This window comes from Pseudomonas fluorescens (genome assembly GCF_012974785.1).
GTDB lineage: Bacteria > Pseudomonadota > Gammaproteobacteria > Pseudomonadales > Pseudomonadaceae > Aquipseudomonas > Aquipseudomonas fluorescens_BT.
On the sequence record NZ_CP027561.1, the window covers coordinates 426,923 to 441,502 of the forward strand.

16 protein-coding genes are annotated in these 14,580 nt (G+C 60.9%); 3 read left to right on the plus strand and 13 right to left on the minus strand.

The window, feature by feature from the left end; genetic code table 11:
• Positions 1-5: 5 nt before the first annotated feature.
• The 5 genes from C6Y56_RS01890 to ubiE all read right to left on the minus strand — a co-directional run bounded on the left by C6Y56_RS01890 (position 6) and on the right by ubiE (position 3,807).
• Positions 6-338, minus strand: a complete 333-nt coding sequence (locus C6Y56_RS01890) for a phosphoribosyl-ATP diphosphatase (RefSeq protein ID WP_003220849.1) — start codon at positions 336-338, stop codon at positions 6-8.
• The gene (gene hisI / locus C6Y56_RS01895) at positions 331-732 is read right to left on the minus strand and encodes a phosphoribosyl-AMP cyclohydrolase (protein ID WP_007909357.1); all 402 of its coding nucleotides are present in this window, start codon (positions 730-732) and stop codon (positions 331-333) included. Before hisI ends, C6Y56_RS01890 begins: the two co-directional genes overlap by 8 nt.
• Positions 733-812: 80 nt before the next feature.
• Positions 813-2,417: a ubiquinone biosynthesis regulatory protein kinase UbiB gene (gene ubiB / locus C6Y56_RS01900; RefSeq protein WP_169428492.1), complete on the minus strand. Its 1,605-nt coding sequence runs from the start codon at positions 2,415-2,417 to the stop codon at positions 813-815.
• Positions 2,414-3,037: a ubiquinone biosynthesis accessory factor UbiJ gene (locus tag C6Y56_RS01905; protein WP_169428493.1), complete on the minus strand. Its 624-nt coding sequence runs from the start codon at positions 3,035-3,037 to the stop codon at positions 2,414-2,416. Before C6Y56_RS01905 ends, ubiB begins: the two co-directional genes overlap by 4 nt.
• Entirely contained in the window at positions 3,037-3,807 is a 771-nt protein-coding gene (ubiE, locus tag C6Y56_RS01910; protein ID WP_007961779.1) for a bifunctional demethylmenaquinone methyltransferase/2-methoxy-6-polyprenyl-1,4-benzoquinol methylase UbiE, read from the minus strand. The genes C6Y56_RS01905 and ubiE overlap by 1 nt, the downstream gene beginning before the upstream one ends.
• A 165-nt stretch (positions 3,808-3,972) precedes the next feature.
• Here ubiE and C6Y56_RS01915 point away from each other — a divergent pair, with 165 nt between their 5' ends.
• The 3 genes from C6Y56_RS01915 to C6Y56_RS01925 all read left to right on the plus strand — a co-directional run bounded on the left by C6Y56_RS01915 (position 3,973) and on the right by C6Y56_RS01925 (position 5,727).
• Entirely contained in the window at positions 3,973-4,248 is a 276-nt protein-coding gene (locus C6Y56_RS01915) for a polyhydroxyalkanoic acid system family protein (RefSeq protein ID WP_119429545.1), read from the plus strand.
• Between the two features lie 179 nt (positions 4,249-4,427).
• Positions 4,428-4,850: a phasin family protein gene (locus tag C6Y56_RS01920; RefSeq protein ID WP_039772451.1), complete on the plus strand. Its 423-nt coding sequence runs from the start codon at positions 4,428-4,430 to the stop codon at positions 4,848-4,850.
• A gap of 10 nt (positions 4,851-4,860) precedes the next feature.
• Positions 4,861-5,727: a phasin family protein gene (locus tag C6Y56_RS01925; RefSeq protein WP_169428494.1), complete on the plus strand. Its 867-nt coding sequence runs from the start codon at positions 4,861-4,863 to the stop codon at positions 5,725-5,727.
• Positions 5,728-5,797: 70 nt separating this feature from the next.
• Here C6Y56_RS01925 and C6Y56_RS01930 read toward each other — a convergent pair whose 3' ends face one another.
• The 8 genes from C6Y56_RS01930 to C6Y56_RS01965 all read right to left on the minus strand — a co-directional run bounded on the left by C6Y56_RS01930 (position 5,798) and on the right by C6Y56_RS01965 (position 14,580).
• Positions 5,798-6,418 (minus strand): TetR/AcrR family transcriptional regulator, encoded by a 621-nt coding sequence (locus C6Y56_RS01930; protein WP_065259453.1) that lies wholly within the window; start codon positions 6,416-6,418, stop codon positions 5,798-5,800.
• A gap of 28 nt (positions 6,419-6,446) precedes the next feature.
• On the minus strand, positions 6,447-8,129 hold the full coding sequence (gene phaC / locus C6Y56_RS01935) for a class II poly(R)-hydroxyalkanoic acid synthase (RefSeq protein ID WP_169428495.1): 1,683 nt from the start codon (positions 8,127-8,129) through the stop codon (positions 6,447-6,449).
• Between the two features lie 150 nt (positions 8,130-8,279).
• Positions 8,280-9,134, minus strand: coding sequence for a poly(3-hydroxyalkanoate) depolymerase (phaZ, locus tag C6Y56_RS01940; protein WP_169428496.1), 855 nt, complete (start codon positions 9,132-9,134; stop codon positions 8,280-8,282).
• Between the two features lie 155 nt (positions 9,135-9,289).
• Positions 9,290-10,969 carry a class II poly(R)-hydroxyalkanoic acid synthase gene (gene phaC / locus C6Y56_RS01945; RefSeq protein ID WP_169428497.1) on the minus strand — a complete coding sequence of 560 codons (1,680 nt, stop codon included), beginning with the start codon at positions 10,967-10,969 and terminating at the stop codon, positions 9,290-9,292.
• Positions 10,970-11,226: 257 nt separating this feature from the next.
• A complete protein-coding gene (locus C6Y56_RS01950) occupies positions 11,227-11,604 on the minus strand; it encodes a gamma-butyrobetaine hydroxylase-like domain-containing protein (protein ID WP_085711048.1) in 378 nt (125 codons plus the stop codon).
• 76 nt (positions 11,605-11,680) lie between these two features.
• A complete protein-coding gene (gene hslU / locus C6Y56_RS01955) occupies positions 11,681-13,018 on the minus strand; it encodes an ATP-dependent protease ATPase subunit HslU (RefSeq protein ID WP_169428498.1) in 1,338 nt (445 codons plus the stop codon).
• Between the two features lie 49 nt (positions 13,019-13,067).
• Positions 13,068-13,604 carry an ATP-dependent protease subunit HslV gene (gene hslV, locus C6Y56_RS01960; RefSeq protein ID WP_003220875.1) on the minus strand — a complete coding sequence of 179 codons (537 nt, stop codon included), beginning with the start codon at positions 13,602-13,604 and terminating at the stop codon, positions 13,068-13,070.
• Between the two features lie 259 nt (positions 13,605-13,863).
• Positions 13,864-14,580, minus strand: a complete 717-nt coding sequence (locus C6Y56_RS01965; RefSeq protein ID WP_085732564.1) for an SPOR domain-containing protein — start codon at positions 14,578-14,580, stop codon at positions 13,864-13,866.

Below are 14,580 nucleotides of genomic sequence, written 5' to 3' on the forward strand. Positions count from 1 at the left end.
GTTGTTCAGGCGGACGGGCGCGAGGCTTTCTCGACGTGTCCGGACAGGCCGAAGCGACGATCCAGCTCGTCGAGTACAGCCTGCGGATGCTGCCCCAGCTGGGCGAGCATGACCATGCTGTGGAACCACAAGTCGGCGGTCTCGTAGATCACGTCGCTGCAGTCACCGCTGATGGCGGCGTCCTTGGCGGCAATGATCGTTTCGACCGACTCTTCGCCGACCTTTTCCAGAATCTTGTTCAGGCCCTTGTGATACAGACTGGCTACATATGAGCTGTCGGCCGCTGCGCCTTTGCGCTCTTCGAGCACCTGGGCCAGACGAGTCAGGGTGTCACTCATGTTTGTGTCCTGCGGAATAAATAGCGTGCGGGTCTTTCAGGACCGGGTCGACCGTTTTCCAGTCGCCGTTTTCGAAGACGCGGTAGAAGCAACTTTGACGGCCGGTATGGCAAGCGATGTCGCCGATCTGTTCGACCATCAGGATGATGACGTCGGCGTCGCAGTCCAGACGCATTTCATGCAGCGTCTGTACGTGGCCGGACTCTTCGCCCTTGCGCCACAGCTTGCCACGGGAACGTGACCAATAGATGGCACGGTTTTCCGCCGCGGTCAGCTCCAGGGCTTCGCGGTTCATCCAGGCCATCATCAGCACGCGTCCGGTCTTGTGATCCTGGGCAATCGCCGGCACCAGGCCATCGGCGTCCCACTTGATCTCGTCCAGCCAGTTTTTCATCTTCGACTCCGACAGCGAACCCACACTTCAATAGTCGGGTTCAGGCGTTGAAACAGTGTGCCAGTCGATCACGCAACTGGCTATCGGCGAACGACCAGATACAAGCCGACTGCTACCATTATCCCGGCGGGCCAATGCCCCAGCTCATGCAGCGGGCCACCGGCGGCGAGGATCGTGCCGCCCGCCAGATGCGCGCTGCCAAGCAGGCGCAGGAACCAGTCGTCCTTGCGTTTCTGCCACGGGGGCGGCGGGTCGTTGGCGTGCGGTTGGGACATGCGTTCGAGCAAATCGCGGGCCATGTTGGCCAGGTGCGGCAGTTGTTCGAACTGGCTCTGCACGTTGCCGATCAAGGCTTTCGGGCTGACGCGTTCGCGCATCCAGCGCTCGAGGAACGGCTGCGCGGTGTTCCACAGATCCAGGTCCGGGTACAGCTGACGGCCCAGGCCTTCGATGTTCAGCAGGGTCTTTTGCAGCAGGACGAGTTGCGGCTGCACTTCCATGTTGAAGCGACGCGCAGTCTGGAACAGGCGCATCAGCACCTGGCCAAATGAAATATCTTTTAACGGTTTTTCGAAGATCGGTTCGCACACGGTACGGATCGCTGCTTCGAATTCGTTGAGCTTGGTTTCCGCCGGCACCCAGCCCGAGTCGATGTGCAATTGCGCCACACGGCGGTAGTCGCGCTTGAAGAAAGCGAACAGGTTGCGCGCCAGATAGTCCTGGTCTTCCGGGGTCAGGCTGCCGACGATGCCGCAGTCGATCGCGATGTACTGAGGGCTCCACGGATTGACGGTGCTGACGAAGATGTTGCCCGGGTGCATGTCGGCGTGAAAGAAACTGTCGCGGAACACCTGGGTGAAGAAGATCTCCACGCCGCGTTCGGCGAGCATCTTCATGTCGGTGCGCTGGTCGGCGAGGGTCGCCAGATCCGTCACCTGAATCCCGTAGATGCGCTCCATCACCAGCACTTTCGGCCGGCACCAGTCCCAATAGACTTGCGGTACGTAGAGCAGTGGCGAGCCTTCGAAGTTGCGCTTCAACTGGCTGGCGTTGGCCGCTTCGCGCAACAGGTCGAGTTCGTCGTAGATGGTCTTTTCGTAGTCGCTGACCACGTCCACCGGGTGCAGCAGTCGGGCGTCGGCGGAGACCTTTTCGGCAGCGCGGGCGAGAATGAACAGCCACGCCAGATCCTGCGCGATGATCGGTTTCAGGCCCGGGCGGATCACCTTGACCACCACTTCTTCGCCGGTCTTCAGTTGCGCGGCATGCACTTGCGCCACCGAGGCCGAGGCCAGCGGTTCGACGTCGAAGCGGCTGAACACTTCGCTGATCTTCTTGCCCAGCTGTTCTTCGATCAATTTGACCGACAGCTGCGAATCGAACGGCGGCACGCGGTCCTGCAACAGCATCAGCTCATCGGCGATGTCTTCCGGCAGCAAGTCGCGGCGGGTCGAGAGGATCTGCCCGAACTTGATGAAGATCGGCCCCAGGTCCTGCAAGGCCAGGCGCAGGCGTGCGCCACGGCTCAGGTCCAGCGGCTTGCGCGGGAACCAGCGCCACGGCAGGACGTAGCGCAGCGCCAGCAGGAACCACGGCAAAGGCAGATCGAACAGCAGGTCATCGAGGCGGTAGCGGATCACGACGCGCTGGATGCGCAACAGACGGCGGACGGCGAGCAGCTTCATGCGTTATCGCTTGGGTCGAGGGATCGGGAAAGGCGCTCGAAGCGCGCCTCGAGACGTTCCAGATCGAGTTTGATCCGGTCCAGTTCGCTGAAACGGGCTTCGGCTTCGCGCTGCCCGACGAGGGTGCGCGATTCTTCGGCCAGGTATTCGGCGAGGTTCTGGTTGAGGCTGGCAAATCCTTGTTGATACCAGCGGGCGCGGCTGCGCAGGTGACCGCCGACCAGTTGCGTGGCGACCGGGCCGATCCAGCGTGAGAGTTCGTACTCCCAGTCCAGCTCAAGATCCTGCAGCACACCCGCCAGTTCCAGCAGCACGCCGCTGTCGCCGTCGAGCTCGACCTCCGGGGCGTGCAGCACCGCCGTCTTGTCTTTGCTCACGGCCAGTTTGATCAGGCTCGAGGCCGGCGCACGCAGGGTGCAGTCGACGCCGGTTTCCCAGTGGGACGCCAGCATCAGGCCTTCATCGCTCGGCAGGATAAACAATTGCAGCGCCGGGCTGCGGCAATCCACGGCAATCACTTTGCCGGTCAAATGCGCCAGTCGCGGCAGCGCCGTGCTGTCGAGACGCAGCACGCGGTTAAGGCCGAGTTCGACGCTGGCCAGCAGCCCGGTCAGCAGCATCAGGGCTTGATGCCACGGTGCAGGGCAACGATGCCTGCGGTCATGTTGTGATAGGTCACGCGATCGAAACCGGCGTCGACCATCATCGACTTCAGGGTTTCCTGATTCGGGTGCATGCGGATCGATTCGGCCAGGTAGCGATAGCTTTCCGAGTCATTGGTGATCAGCTTGCCCATCAGCGGCATGAAGGCGAACGAGTAGGCGTCGTAGGCCTTGGACATCAGGGCGTTGGTCGGCTTGGAGAATTCCAGCACCAGCAGACGGCCGCCCGGCTTGAGTACGCGCAGCATCGAGCGCAGGGCGTCTTCCTTGTGCGTCACGTTGCGCAGGCCGAAGGCGATGGTCACGCAGTCGAAGTGATTGTCCGGGAACGGCAGCTTTTCGGCGTCCGCCTGAACGAACTCGACGTTGCCCGACACACCCAGGTCCAGCAGGCGGTCGCGACCGACCTTGAGCATGGATTCGTTGATGTCCGCCAGCACCACCTGACCGGTCGGGCCGACCAGGTGCGAGAATTTCTTGGTCAGGTCACCCGTACCGCCGGCGATGTCCAGCACGCGGTTGCCGGCGCGCACGCCCGACAGTTCGATCGCGAAACGCTTCCACAGACGGTGCATGCCGCCCGACAGAAGGTCGTTCATCAGGTCATACTTGGCGGCCACGGAGTGGAACACCTCAGCGACTTTTTCCGCTTTCTGGCTTTCCGGAACGTTTTTGAAGCCGAAGTGAGTGGTGGGTTCGGCATCGCTGCCTTTGCGCTGATCAGTCATATCGCTGTCACCAAAAGAGAATGCGCGACATTCTAATCCCCAAGCCATGCTTTGTCTTGGAATGGCTAAAGGTAAGATGGGCAACCTTCAGGACGATTTGCCGCAGTGGCGGTCAAGATTCGTTGCAGGCATTCATAGCCCCATTCAAAAAGCAGGAGTCATTCAATGGCCCATATCAGTGTTGAGCGTGCCCACAGCCTGGGCAAGGAAGCGGCCCGCGAGAAAGCCGACAAACTGGCGCAGAAACTCTCCGATCAATATGGCCTGGAGCCGCAATGGGCGGGTGACACCCTGAACCTCAAGCGTTCGGGTGTGAAGGGCGCAGTACATGTGGCCGAGGATTCGATCCGGGTTGACGTGGAACTGGGCCTGATGATGTCGGCCATGAGCGGCATGATCAAAGCCGAGATCGAAAAGGCGCTGGATAAAGCGCTGGTCTGATTTCTGCCTGAAATGAAATCCCCCTGTGGGAGCAAGCCCGCTCCCACATTTGTTTTGTGGTGTGCCCAGCTGTTTATGTCAGTTGTTAGGGTGCCGTTTCTAATTTTTCTCCCTACTTTGTGCCTGAGCCCGACACTCGTCAGGGCAGTTCCTCAAACCTTCTGCGCGTGAGGTGCACCATGGCCAAAGTCATTTTGAAGAAAAAAATCGACGCTTCGACTTCCGCTCTGAGCGACGTCAAATCCTATGCCCGCAAGATCTGGCTGGCAGGCCTGGGTGCCTACACCAAGGTCGGTCAGGAGGGCAGCGAGTACTTTCAGGAGTTGATCAAGGCTGGTCAAACTGTTGAAAAGAAAGGCAAAAAAGCCGTCACCGAAAAACTCGAAGCGGCCAACGCCGAGATCGATGAAGCCAAGAGCGAAGTCAGCTCTTTCAAAGGCCGGGTCGAAGTTCAGCTCGACAAGGTCGAGAAGGCGTTCGACACGCGTGTCGCCAGTGCCTTGAATCGTATCGGCATTCCGTCTAAACATGACGTTGAGACACTCTCTGCTAAGCTCGATGAGCTGACGGCATTGCTCGAACGCGTCGCGCGTAAATCTTAAGGAGAACGGGATGGCTGGTAAAAAGAACACCGATAAAGAAGGCAGCTCGTGGATCGGAAAAGTCGAAGACTATTCCCGCAAGATCTGGCTGGCTGGTTTAGGCGTGTACTCGAAGATCGACACTGACGGCAGCAAGCTCTTCGATACATTGGTCAAAGACGGCGAGAAAGCCGAGAAGCTCACCAAGGCTGCAGTCGGCAAGAAAGTCGATGCTGCCAAGGATTCTGCAAGCTCGGCAAAATCGCGCATCAGCGGCGTGAAAGATCGCGCACTGGGCACCTGGGATCAGCTGGAAGGGGCTTTCGACAAGCGCCTGAACAGTGCGATTTCGCGCCTGGGCGTACCGAGCCGCAACGAGGTGAAGGATCTGCACAAGAAGGTCGATACCCTGACCAAGCAGATCGAAAAACTCACCGGCCTGAAAGCTCAGCCTGTCGCGGCGAAAACCGCAGCAGCCAAGCCTGCGGCCAAAACCGCTGCCAAGCCACTGGCTAAAGCCGCCGCCAAACCGGCAGCAAAACCAGCAGCCAAAACCGCAGCCGCCAAGCCTGCAGCGAAGGCCGCGGCCAAACCGGTTGCCGCCAAGGCCGCCGCCAAGCCGGCAACAAAATCAGCTGCCAAACCTGCGGCCAAGCCAGCAGCGAAAACCGCTGCCGCCAAACCCGCTGCCAAGCCTGCCGCCAAACCGGCTGCGGCGAAAAAACCAGCAGTGAAAAAACCGGCCGCACCGAAAGCCGCTGCGCCGAAAGCTGCTGCTCCAAAACCGGTGACCACACCGCAAGCACTGGCCAGCACGTCGAACTCCGCCTCGGCTCCAACCCCGGCGCCAGCTTCGACTGTTGCACCGACGCCGTCGACGCCGACCAGTCAGTCCTGATTTTTCAGGGCTCAAGAAAACGCCCGGCCTGTGAAGGTCGGGCGTTTTTGTTTGGGTAAAAGCCGTCGGGTTACTCGTGATCTTCGAGATACTGCAAAGCCATCCGCTCCGTCGCCACCTTCACCGGCGGCAACAAATGCGGCGCCACCAGCATCATGATCTGGTACACCACCAGCCGCACTTCCCCTTCGCGATCGAGAATCCGCTGATAGTCCAGCGAGAACAGCAAGGTCATGGTGATCTGTTCCACCAGCTGCCCCAGCGCCTGGGTATCGCTGACCAACTGCCCCGAGGCCTTCAACCGTGCCAGCAGTGACGCCAGCGTACGCTTGAGCACGTTGAGGAACTGGCGAATGCCCTTGGCCAGTTTCGGCAGGCGTCCGGCCAGGTTCGACAGGTCCTGGAACAGGAACCGGTACTGCGCCAGCCGCTCGACGATCAAATGCAGGAACAGCCAGTAATCCTCCGGTGCCAGTTCGACATCGGCGGGTGGGTCGAGCAGTGGCGCCAGTTCGTTCTGGAAGCGCTCGAACAGCCCGAGGATCAGCGGTTCCTTGCCGTGAAAGTGATAGTAGAGGTTGCCGGGGCTGATCCCCATTTCATTGGCAACTTCCATGGTGGAGACGTTCGGCTCGCCCTTTTCATTGAACAACTGCAGGGCACATTCGAGGATCCGTTCGCTTGTTTTCATCCAGTCTTCTTAAAGGGATTGAGGCCGGTCAGCGCACGCGCACGTAGGTGCCGGGTGCTGCCTCCATCGGTGGATAATTGGCGTTGCCCAGAGACATCTGGGTTTCGCGCAGGGTGCCGGAACGCTGCTGGACCCATTCCAGCCATTGCGGCCACCAACTGCCGTCGACCTTTTTCGCGTCGTAGTACCAGGCGCGCGGGTCGCTGCTCAGCTTGCCGTTCTCGACGTAAGTGGCTTTGGGGTTGCTCGGCGGGTTGAGAATGCTCTGTACGTGGCCGCTGTTGGACAGTACGAAGCGTCGCTCGCCGCCCAGCAGCAGGGTCGAGCGATACACCGCGTCCCATGGCGTGATGTGGTCGTTCATGCCGGCCACGCTGAAACTGTCGACCGTGACTTTCTGCAGGTCGATCGGTGTGCCGCAGACTTCCAGGCCTCCCGAATGAATCAGCGGGTTGTGCTTGAAGAAGTCCAGCAGGTCGCCATGAAACGCGGCTGGCAGGCGGGTGCTGTCGTTGTTCCAGTAGAGGATGTCGAACGCCGGCGGCTCCTTGCCCAGCAGGTAGTTGTTGACGAAGTAGCTCCAGATCAGATCGTTGGGCCGCATCCAGGCGAACACCCTGGCCATGTCGCGACCGTCCAGCACGCCTTTCTGATAGGAACGGCGCTTGGCCGCTTCGAGGGTCTGTTCGTCGGCGAACAGCGTCGCCGGGGAGTCGATCTGACTGTCGAGCAGGCTCACCAGATAGGTCGCGCTGGAGACCCGCCGCAACTGCCGCTTGGCCTGCAAGTGCCCTTGCAGTGCGGCGATGGTCAGCCCGCCGGCGCAGGCTCCCATCAGGTTGACCTCCCGAGCGCCGGTAATCGCCCGGCAGACGTTCATCGCTTCCTCCACGGCCTCGACGTAGGTCGAAAGGCCCCATTCGCGATGGCGCACGTCCGGGTTGCGCCAACTGATCATGAAGGTCTGCAAGCTGTTCTTCAGGGCGTACTGGACGAAACTGTTGTTCGGGCTCAGATCGAAAATGTAGTACTTGTTGATTTGCGGCGGCACCACCAGCAGCGGTTTCGAATACTGCTTTTCGCTCATTGGCTTGTACTGGATCAGCTCGAGCAGTTCGTTGCGAAACACCACCGAGCCGGTGGTGGTGGCAACGGTCTTGCCGATCTCGAAGGCCTGTTTGGTCACCTGGCGCGGCAGGCCGTCGTTGTGCAGCAGGTCATCGAGCAGATGGCTCAGGCCGCGCACCAGGCTGTGGCCGCCGGAGTTGAACAGCTCCTTGATCGCCAGCGGATTGAGCAGCGTGTTGGAGGGCGCCACGGCGTCGTTGATCAGGGAAAAAGCGAAGTGCGCACGGGCGCGATCGTCGTCGCTCATGCTGCTTTCGTCGATCCAGCTCCTGACCTGTTTCTGCCAGCTCAGATAGGCCTGCAGGCCCCGGCGGTAGAACGGATTGAGGCTCCAGGCCGGGTCGGCGAAACGGCTGTCATTGGGGTTGGTCGGGTGCAGGGTTTCACCCAGCAGCACGCGTCCGAGCGCACCGCCGAGTTTCAATGCGTGTTTCGCACTGTGGATCGGGTTGCGCAGGCCATGGGCGGCGACGCTGCGCAACGTCGAAATCAGATCGCGGCCACGCAGGCCGGTCATTGCACTCTGTGCATTGATGAACACGGCAGGACTGGGCACTCCGCCCGTCGCTGGTTTGTCGCGCATGACTCAACACTCCTTCGTCTTCAGGTCAAAAACAAACACACCGAACCAGAACACCATAGACGCTGTTGTGGGTTGTTGCCTGCGCGGCGTCCTGCCACGCACTTGCAAAGCGCTCTGCAAGGAGCTGTCCAGAAAACCGGATCGGGCCGGTTATCCGCCCAGCGGTGTCGGGTGGGGGTGCATCACGGCACGAAGACGTTCCTCCTGCAGGAATTTCATGATGATCGGCGCCACGGCTTCGGCCCGGGTGATCAGGAACAGATGCCCGTCATCGATGATGTGCAATTGCGCGTTGGGAATTCGCCAGGCGAGCAGGCGCATGTTGATCAGCGGGATCAGCGGATCGTCATCACCGGCCAGCACCAGGGTCGGCTGATGGATCTTGTGCAGCCAGTGAATGCTGGTCCAGCCCAGGCCCGCGAACAGTTGCCAGTAGTATCCGAGCTTGCCCGCCGAACGCACCTTGGCCGCGTGACTGGCGGCGAGCGTCGGGTCGCGTCGGAACGAGCCACCGTAAATCATCGGGGCGATGCGGATCACATGGGACGGCTGGATGTAGCGGCGTGGGCTGGCCATCATCCATAGCACCTTAGGCTTGCCCGGCACCATCACCGCACCCGCCGCCGTGGCGGCCAGTACCAGCTTCTTGCAGCGCTCGGGATAGTCATGGGCGAACTGCTGCGCCAGCGCGCCACCCCAGGACACGCCGATCACATTGACCTGGCCGTAGTCGAGGTAATCGAGCATCCGTGCCGTCAGCTTCGCCAGCCCCGGAAAGCGATACGGCCGGCTCGGCGTCGAAGAACCCCCGACACCGGGCACATCGAAGGCGATCACTTCCAGGTCCGGATCCAGCGCCGCGACAAAAGGAAACACCAGCTCCAGGTTGGCGCCGATGCCGTTGAAAATCAGCAAGGGCGTCAAGTGTGGCTTGCCGGGGCGGACCGCCGTGCGGATGGTCTGGCCATCCAGCTCGACAGTTCGAAAGATGAACGGGTGCGGCATGCTTCAAGGCCCTATGGGTCGATCTCAGTATCAGCCTCGATCCCCTGTGGGAGCGAGCCTGCTCGCGATAGCGGTGTGTCAGTCAGCACATTGTTACGGCTGCCGACGCCATCGCGAGCAGGCTCGCTCCCACATTGTGGGGTGAGGTGTGTCGGTTACCGCTCGTGTACGTAAGTGCCCGGCGAGGCTTCACCTGCCGGATACGCCTTGTTGCCCAGTTTGGTCGGCGCCTTTTTCAGCTCGCCCGAACGCGCGGCCTGCCACGCCTGCCAGTACAGCCACCAGGAGTCGGCGTGCTTGGTCGAGTTTTCCTGCCAGTCATCGGCATTGGCGGTCATTTCATCGCTGGTCATGTAGCGTGATTTCGGGTTGCCCGGCGGGTTCAGGATGCTCTGGATATGCCCGCTGCTGGACAGCACGAATTCCACCTTGCCGCCAAACAGCTGCGCCGACTTGTAGCAGGACTTCCACGGGGTGATGTGGTCGTTGGTGCCGGCCAGCGAGAAGATGTCGGCGGTCACCTGCTTGAGGTCGATCGGCGTGCCGCACACTTCCAGTGCATTGGGGCGAATCAGTGGGTTGTTTTTGAACATCTCGATCAGGTCGCCGTGGAACGCGGCCGGCAGTCGAGTCGTATCGTTGTTCCAGAACAGGATGTCGAACACTGGCGGCTCGTTGCCGAGCAGGTAGTTGTTGACCCAGTAGTTCCAGATCAGGTCGTTGGGGCGCATCCAGGCGAAGACCTTGGCCATGTCTTTGCCTTCCAGCACGCCGGCCTGATACGAATGACGCTTGGCCATCTCCAGGGTCTGCTCGTCGACGAACAGCGCGACGTCGCTGTCCAGCGTTGTATCGAGCACGCTGACCAGCAGGGTCAGGGCATTGACCTTGTTTTCACCGGTGGCGGCGTAGTGGCCGAGCAGGGCGGTGCAGGTGATGCCGCCGGAGCAGGCGCCGAGCATGTTGACGTCCTTGCTGCCGGTGATCGCGGTGACCACGTCGACCGCTTCCTTCAGGGCTTCGATGTAGGTCGAGAGGCCCCACTCGCGCTGTTCCTTGGTCGGGTTGCGCCAGCTGACGATGAAGGTCTGCACATTGTTGCGCAGGCAGAAGCGCGCCAGGCTCTTGTCCGGGCTCAGGTCGAATACATAGAACTTGTTGATCTGCGGCGGCACCACCAGCAGCGGGCGCTCGTGCACTTGCTCGGTGATCGGCTTGTACTGGATCAGCTCCAGCACGTCGTTGCGAAACACCACCGCGCCTTCGGTCACGCCCAGGCTCTTGCCGACCTCGAACGCGCCCATGTTGACCTGGCTCGGCATGCCGCCGTTGTGCACCAGATCCTTGGCCAGATGCGAGAGGCCGTCGAGCAGGCTCTTGCCGCCGGTCTCGAAGAAGCGTTTGACCGCCGCGGGGTTGGCCGCCGTGTTGGTCGGCGCCATGGCTTCGGTCATCAGGTTGATCACGAAGTGGCCGCGCGCAATGTCCTTGGGCGAGAGGCTGCTGTCGTCGATCCAGGCATGGAGTTCCTTGCGCCATGCCAGGTAGGTTTGCAGGTAACGTTTGTACAGCGGGTTCTGACTCCACGCCGGATCGACGAAGCGACGGTCATCGCTGGCCGGTTGCAGTTCTGATTTGCCGAACAACACGTTCTTCAATTCGAGACCGAAATGGGTGACGTGCTTGACGCTATGGATCGGTTGTTTGATGGCCTGGGTCAGCACCATTCGAGCAGAGGCCAGCAGATCCTTTCCGCGAAGCCCAACGACAGGATTCAGCCCCAGGGTGTTTTCCGAGGCCTGGTACTTCAAATCATCGTTATTCTTGTTACTCATCTACGACGCTCCATTGTCCTGAGACGAGTACCCGGTTTCTGCTGTGCAGTTCCACAGCCAATGCCAGGTACTACTGCTCGGGTGACCGTTGATTCTGCATAGCTGCTTTACAGTCGTAGAGCACTGCAGGGAACTTGCCAGTTCCATTGGTTACCCGAGATTGATTTTTTTCGCAAGCAGCCGATCCCGGGCCGCTTTAGCGGAGCATTCAAACAGATGAATCTAGAAAATGCCCTCTAAACAGTACGAGGCGCGGACTAGAGCATCAGCTTGACGACAGACTCGTCCGGGTCGCGGGTTTTGCCGGCGGCTTTGAGCTCGGCCAGATAATCCGCCCAGAGTGCGTCATAACGTCGCCCCAGTTCGTAGAGGTAATCCCAGGTGAACAGGCCGCTGTCGTGACCGTCGTCGAAGGTCAGTTTCAGTGCGTACTGACCGGCCGGTTCTACCTTGGTCAGGCCGACGTGCAGCTTGCCGAATTGCAGGATCGGTTTGCCGTGGCCCTGGACCTCGGCGGAGGGGGAATGCACACGCAGGAATTCGGCGGGCAGGGTGTATTCCTCGCCGGACGCGTATTTGAGCGACAGGGTTTTCGAGGCTTTGTGCAGTTTGATGTCGGTAGGGAGTTGGGTCATCGCCGGCGTTCCGTCAGGTGGAAAAAATTGTGGGAGCCGATGGCTCCCACAGTTTCACGACCACTGTAAGTATGGCTTACAGGATATAACGGGACAGGTCTTCGTTCTGCGCCAATTCGCCCAGGTGGCTGTTGACGTACTCGGCGTCGATCAGGATCGCCTTGTCGTCGTGGGCGCTGGCCAGATCGCCGGCACTGAACGACACCTCTTCCAGCAGGCGCTCGAGCAACGTGTGCAGGCGACGGGCACCGATGTTCTCGGTCTTCTCGTTGACCTGCCAGGCGATCTCCGCCAGACGCTTGATGCCTTCAGGCTGGAACTGGATGTTCAGGCCTTCGGTCTTCAGCAGCGCGCAGTATTGCTCGGTGAGCGAGGCATGCGGTTCGCTGAGGATGCGCTCGAAGTCTTCCGGGCTCAGGGCCTTGAGTTCGACGCGGATCGGCAGACGGCCTTGCAGCTCCGGCACCAGATCGCTCGGCTTGCTCAGATGGAACGCGCCGGAGGCGATGAACAGGATGTGGTCGGTCTTGACCATGCCCAGCTTGGTGTTGACGGTGCAGCCCTCGATCAGCGGCAGCAGGTCGCGTTGCACGCCTTCACGGGACACATCGGCGCCGCCGACATTGCCGCGTTTGGCGACCTTGTCGATTTCGTCGATGAACACGATGCCGTGCTGCTCGACCGCTTCCAGGGCCTTGGCCTTCAACTCTTCTTCGTTGACCAGGCGACCGGCTTCTTCATCGCGCACCAGCTTCAGCGCTTCCTTGACCTTGAGCTTGCGGGACTTCTTCTTGCCCTTGCCCATGTTGGCGAACAGGGACTGAAGCTGGTTGGTCATCTCTTCCATGCCCGGCGGCGTGGCGATCTCGATGCCGGCCATTTCGGCGACTTCGATCTCGATTTCCTTGTCGTCCAGCTGACCTTCGCGCAGGCGCTTGCGGAACAGCTGGCGGGTATTGGAATCCTGGGTCGGCGCTTCTTCGTTGCTGAAACCCATGCGTGCCGGTGGCAGCAGGGCGTCGAGGATGCGGTCCTCGGCGGCGTCTTCGGCACGGTGGCGAACGCGGGTCATTTCCTGCTCGCGCAGCATCTTGATCGCGGCATCGGCCAGATCACGGATGATCGATTCGACGTCGCGGCCGACGTAGCCGACTTCGGTGAACTTGGTCGCTTCGACCTTGATGAACGGCGCATTGGCCAGCTTGGCCAGGCGACGGGCGATCTCGGTTTTACCGACACCGGTCGGACCGATCATCAGGATGTTCTTCGGGGTCACTTCAACGCGCAGCTCTTCAGGCAGCTGCATGCGACGCCAGCGGTTGCGCAGGGCAATCGCGACGGCGCGCTTGGCATCGTCCTGGCCGATGATATGGCGGTTGAGTTCGTGGACGATTTCGCGGGGAGTCATGGACATAATAATTGACGGTCCTCAAGCAGAAACAAGCCGTGGCACAGGGGCCGTATCAGGCTTCTTCAGCGAGATCCTGCTCCTCAATGGTCTGAGTGTGGTTGGTGAATACGCAGATGTCGGCAGCGATGCCCAGTGCGGTTTCGACGATTTCACGGGCCGACAGGTCGGTCTTTTTCAATAGCGCGCTGGCTGCAGCCTGGGCGTAACCGCCACCGGAACCCATGGCGATCAGGCCATTCTCGGGTTCGACCACGTCACCATTGCCGGTGATGATCAGTGAAGCGTCCTTGTTGGCGACCGCGAGCATCGCTTCGAGGCGGCTCAGGGAGCGGTCGGTGCGCCATTCTTTGGCGAGTTCGACGGCGGCGCGGATCAGATGGCCCTGATGTTTCTCGAGCTGGCCTTCGAAACGTTCGAACAGGGTGAAGGCGTCGGCGGTGGCACCGGCGAAACCGGCGATGACCTGACCGTGGTACAGGCGACGAACTTTCTTCGCGTTGCCTTTCATCACGGTGTTGCCGAGAGAAACCTGGCCGTCGCCGCCCATGACGACTTTGCCGTGGCGGCGGACTGAAACGATGGTGGTCAAGGGAAGAGTCTCCACACTGCGGGGCGAAAATGCCTTATGCCCATTCATATGGGGGTGGTGGAGAGGATTTCAACTGCGGGGAGGGAGAGGGGACGAGCGGTGGTTTGCGCGGGGTCGTTCTCACGCAAAGCAACGTGATCGCTCCCACGCTCCGCGCGGGAATGCCTCAATGGACGCTCCGCGTCCCTGCGGCAAGGGACGCGGAGCGTCCCGGGCTGCATTCCCCACGCAGAGCGTGGGAACGATCGGTGGGGAGTTGTTAGCGGCTCTGGCGTTGTTGTAACAACAGGTTGCTGAAACCTGCGCCCGCCAGTTGTTTCTGGGCGGTGGTCAGTTGTTCGCGGTTGCTGAACGGGCCGACCAGTACGCGATACCAGGTTTCATCCTTCACCGTCCCGGATTCAACCGCTACCGCCTGGCCGAGCAGAATGATCTGCGCGCGCACCTTGTCGGCATCGGCCTCTTTGCGGAACGAGCCGGCCTGGAGGAAGAACTTGGTCACCGGCGCAGCCTTGGTCACCGGTGGCGCTGGCGGCGGGGTGATCCCGGCCAGTGCAGCCTGCGCCCGCGCCGTGTCGATCTTCGCCGCTTCCGCCGGGGTCACCGGCGTGGTCGGGATCGCCGGCACCTGTGGCGTCGGCAGGGTTTTCTCCGGCACCGCATCAGGCGGCACGATCACTTCCGATTCCGGCAGCAGGGTGTAGAAGTCGTACTTCGGCTTCACCGGTTGCGTCGGGCTCGGCGGGGTCTTGTTGGCCTCGGCTATCTTGGTGGCCTTCTGTTGTTGCTGTTGTTCGACCTTCTCGCGCTTGACCGTGTCGCTGCCCTTGCCCGGCTCCAGTTTCATCAGGAACACGATGAACGCGCCGACCGTCAGGCCGATGGCCATCCACAGCCAACCCGGAATCGGTTGCTTCGCAGGAGCTTGGTAACGGCTGGCGCCACGCTTGGGTGCAGGTTTTTTCTTGGCAGCCAA

Bases quoted from the DNA above. Each gene is read 5' to 3' on its own strand.
- C6Y56_RS01890 (WP_003220849.1), bottom strand. From the start codon at position 338: ATGAGTGACACCCTGACTCGTCTGGCCCAGGTGCTCGAAGAGCGCAAA.
- C6Y56_RS01950 (WP_085711048.1), bottom strand. From the start codon at position 11,604: ATGACCCAACTCCCTACCGACATCAAACTGCACAAAGCCTCGAAAACC.
- phaZ (WP_169428496.1), bottom strand. From the start codon at position 9,134: ATGCCGCACCCGTTCATCTTTCGAACTGTCGAGCTGGATGGCCAGACC.
- ubiE (WP_007961779.1), bottom strand. From the start codon at position 3,807: ATGACTGATCAGCGCAAAGGCAGCGATGCCGAACCCACCACTCACTTC.
- C6Y56_RS01925 (WP_169428494.1), top strand. From the start codon at position 4,861: ATGGCTGGTAAAAAGAACACCGATAAAGAAGGCAGCTCGTGGATCGGA.
- hslU (WP_169428498.1), bottom strand. From the start codon at position 13,018: ATGTCCATGACTCCCCGCGAAATCGTCCACGAACTCAACCGCCATATC.
- C6Y56_RS01920 (WP_039772451.1), top strand. From the start codon at position 4,428: ATGGCCAAAGTCATTTTGAAGAAAAAAATCGACGCTTCGACTTCCGCT.
- C6Y56_RS01915 (WP_119429545.1), top strand. From the start codon at position 3,973: ATGGCCCATATCAGTGTTGAGCGTGCCCACAGCCTGGGCAAGGAAGCG.
- C6Y56_RS01930 (WP_065259453.1), bottom strand. From the start codon at position 6,418: ATGAAAACAAGCGAACGGATCCTCGAATGTGCCCTGCAGTTGTTCAAT.
- C6Y56_RS01905 (WP_169428493.1), bottom strand. From the start codon at position 3,037: ATGCTGCTGACCGGGCTGCTGGCCAGCGTCGAACTCGGCCTTAACCGC.
- hisI (WP_007909357.1), bottom strand. From the start codon at position 732: ATGAAAAACTGGCTGGACGAGATCAAGTGGGACGCCGATGGCCTGGTG.
- phaC (WP_169428495.1), bottom strand. From the start codon at position 8,129: ATGCGCGACAAACCAGCGACGGGCGGAGTGCCCAGTCCTGCCGTGTTC.
- ubiB (WP_169428492.1), bottom strand. From the start codon at position 2,417: ATGAAGCTGCTCGCCGTCCGCCGTCTGTTGCGCATCCAGCGCGTCGTG.
- phaC (WP_169428497.1), bottom strand. From the start codon at position 10,969: ATGAGTAACAAGAATAACGATGATTTGAAGTACCAGGCCTCGGAAAAC.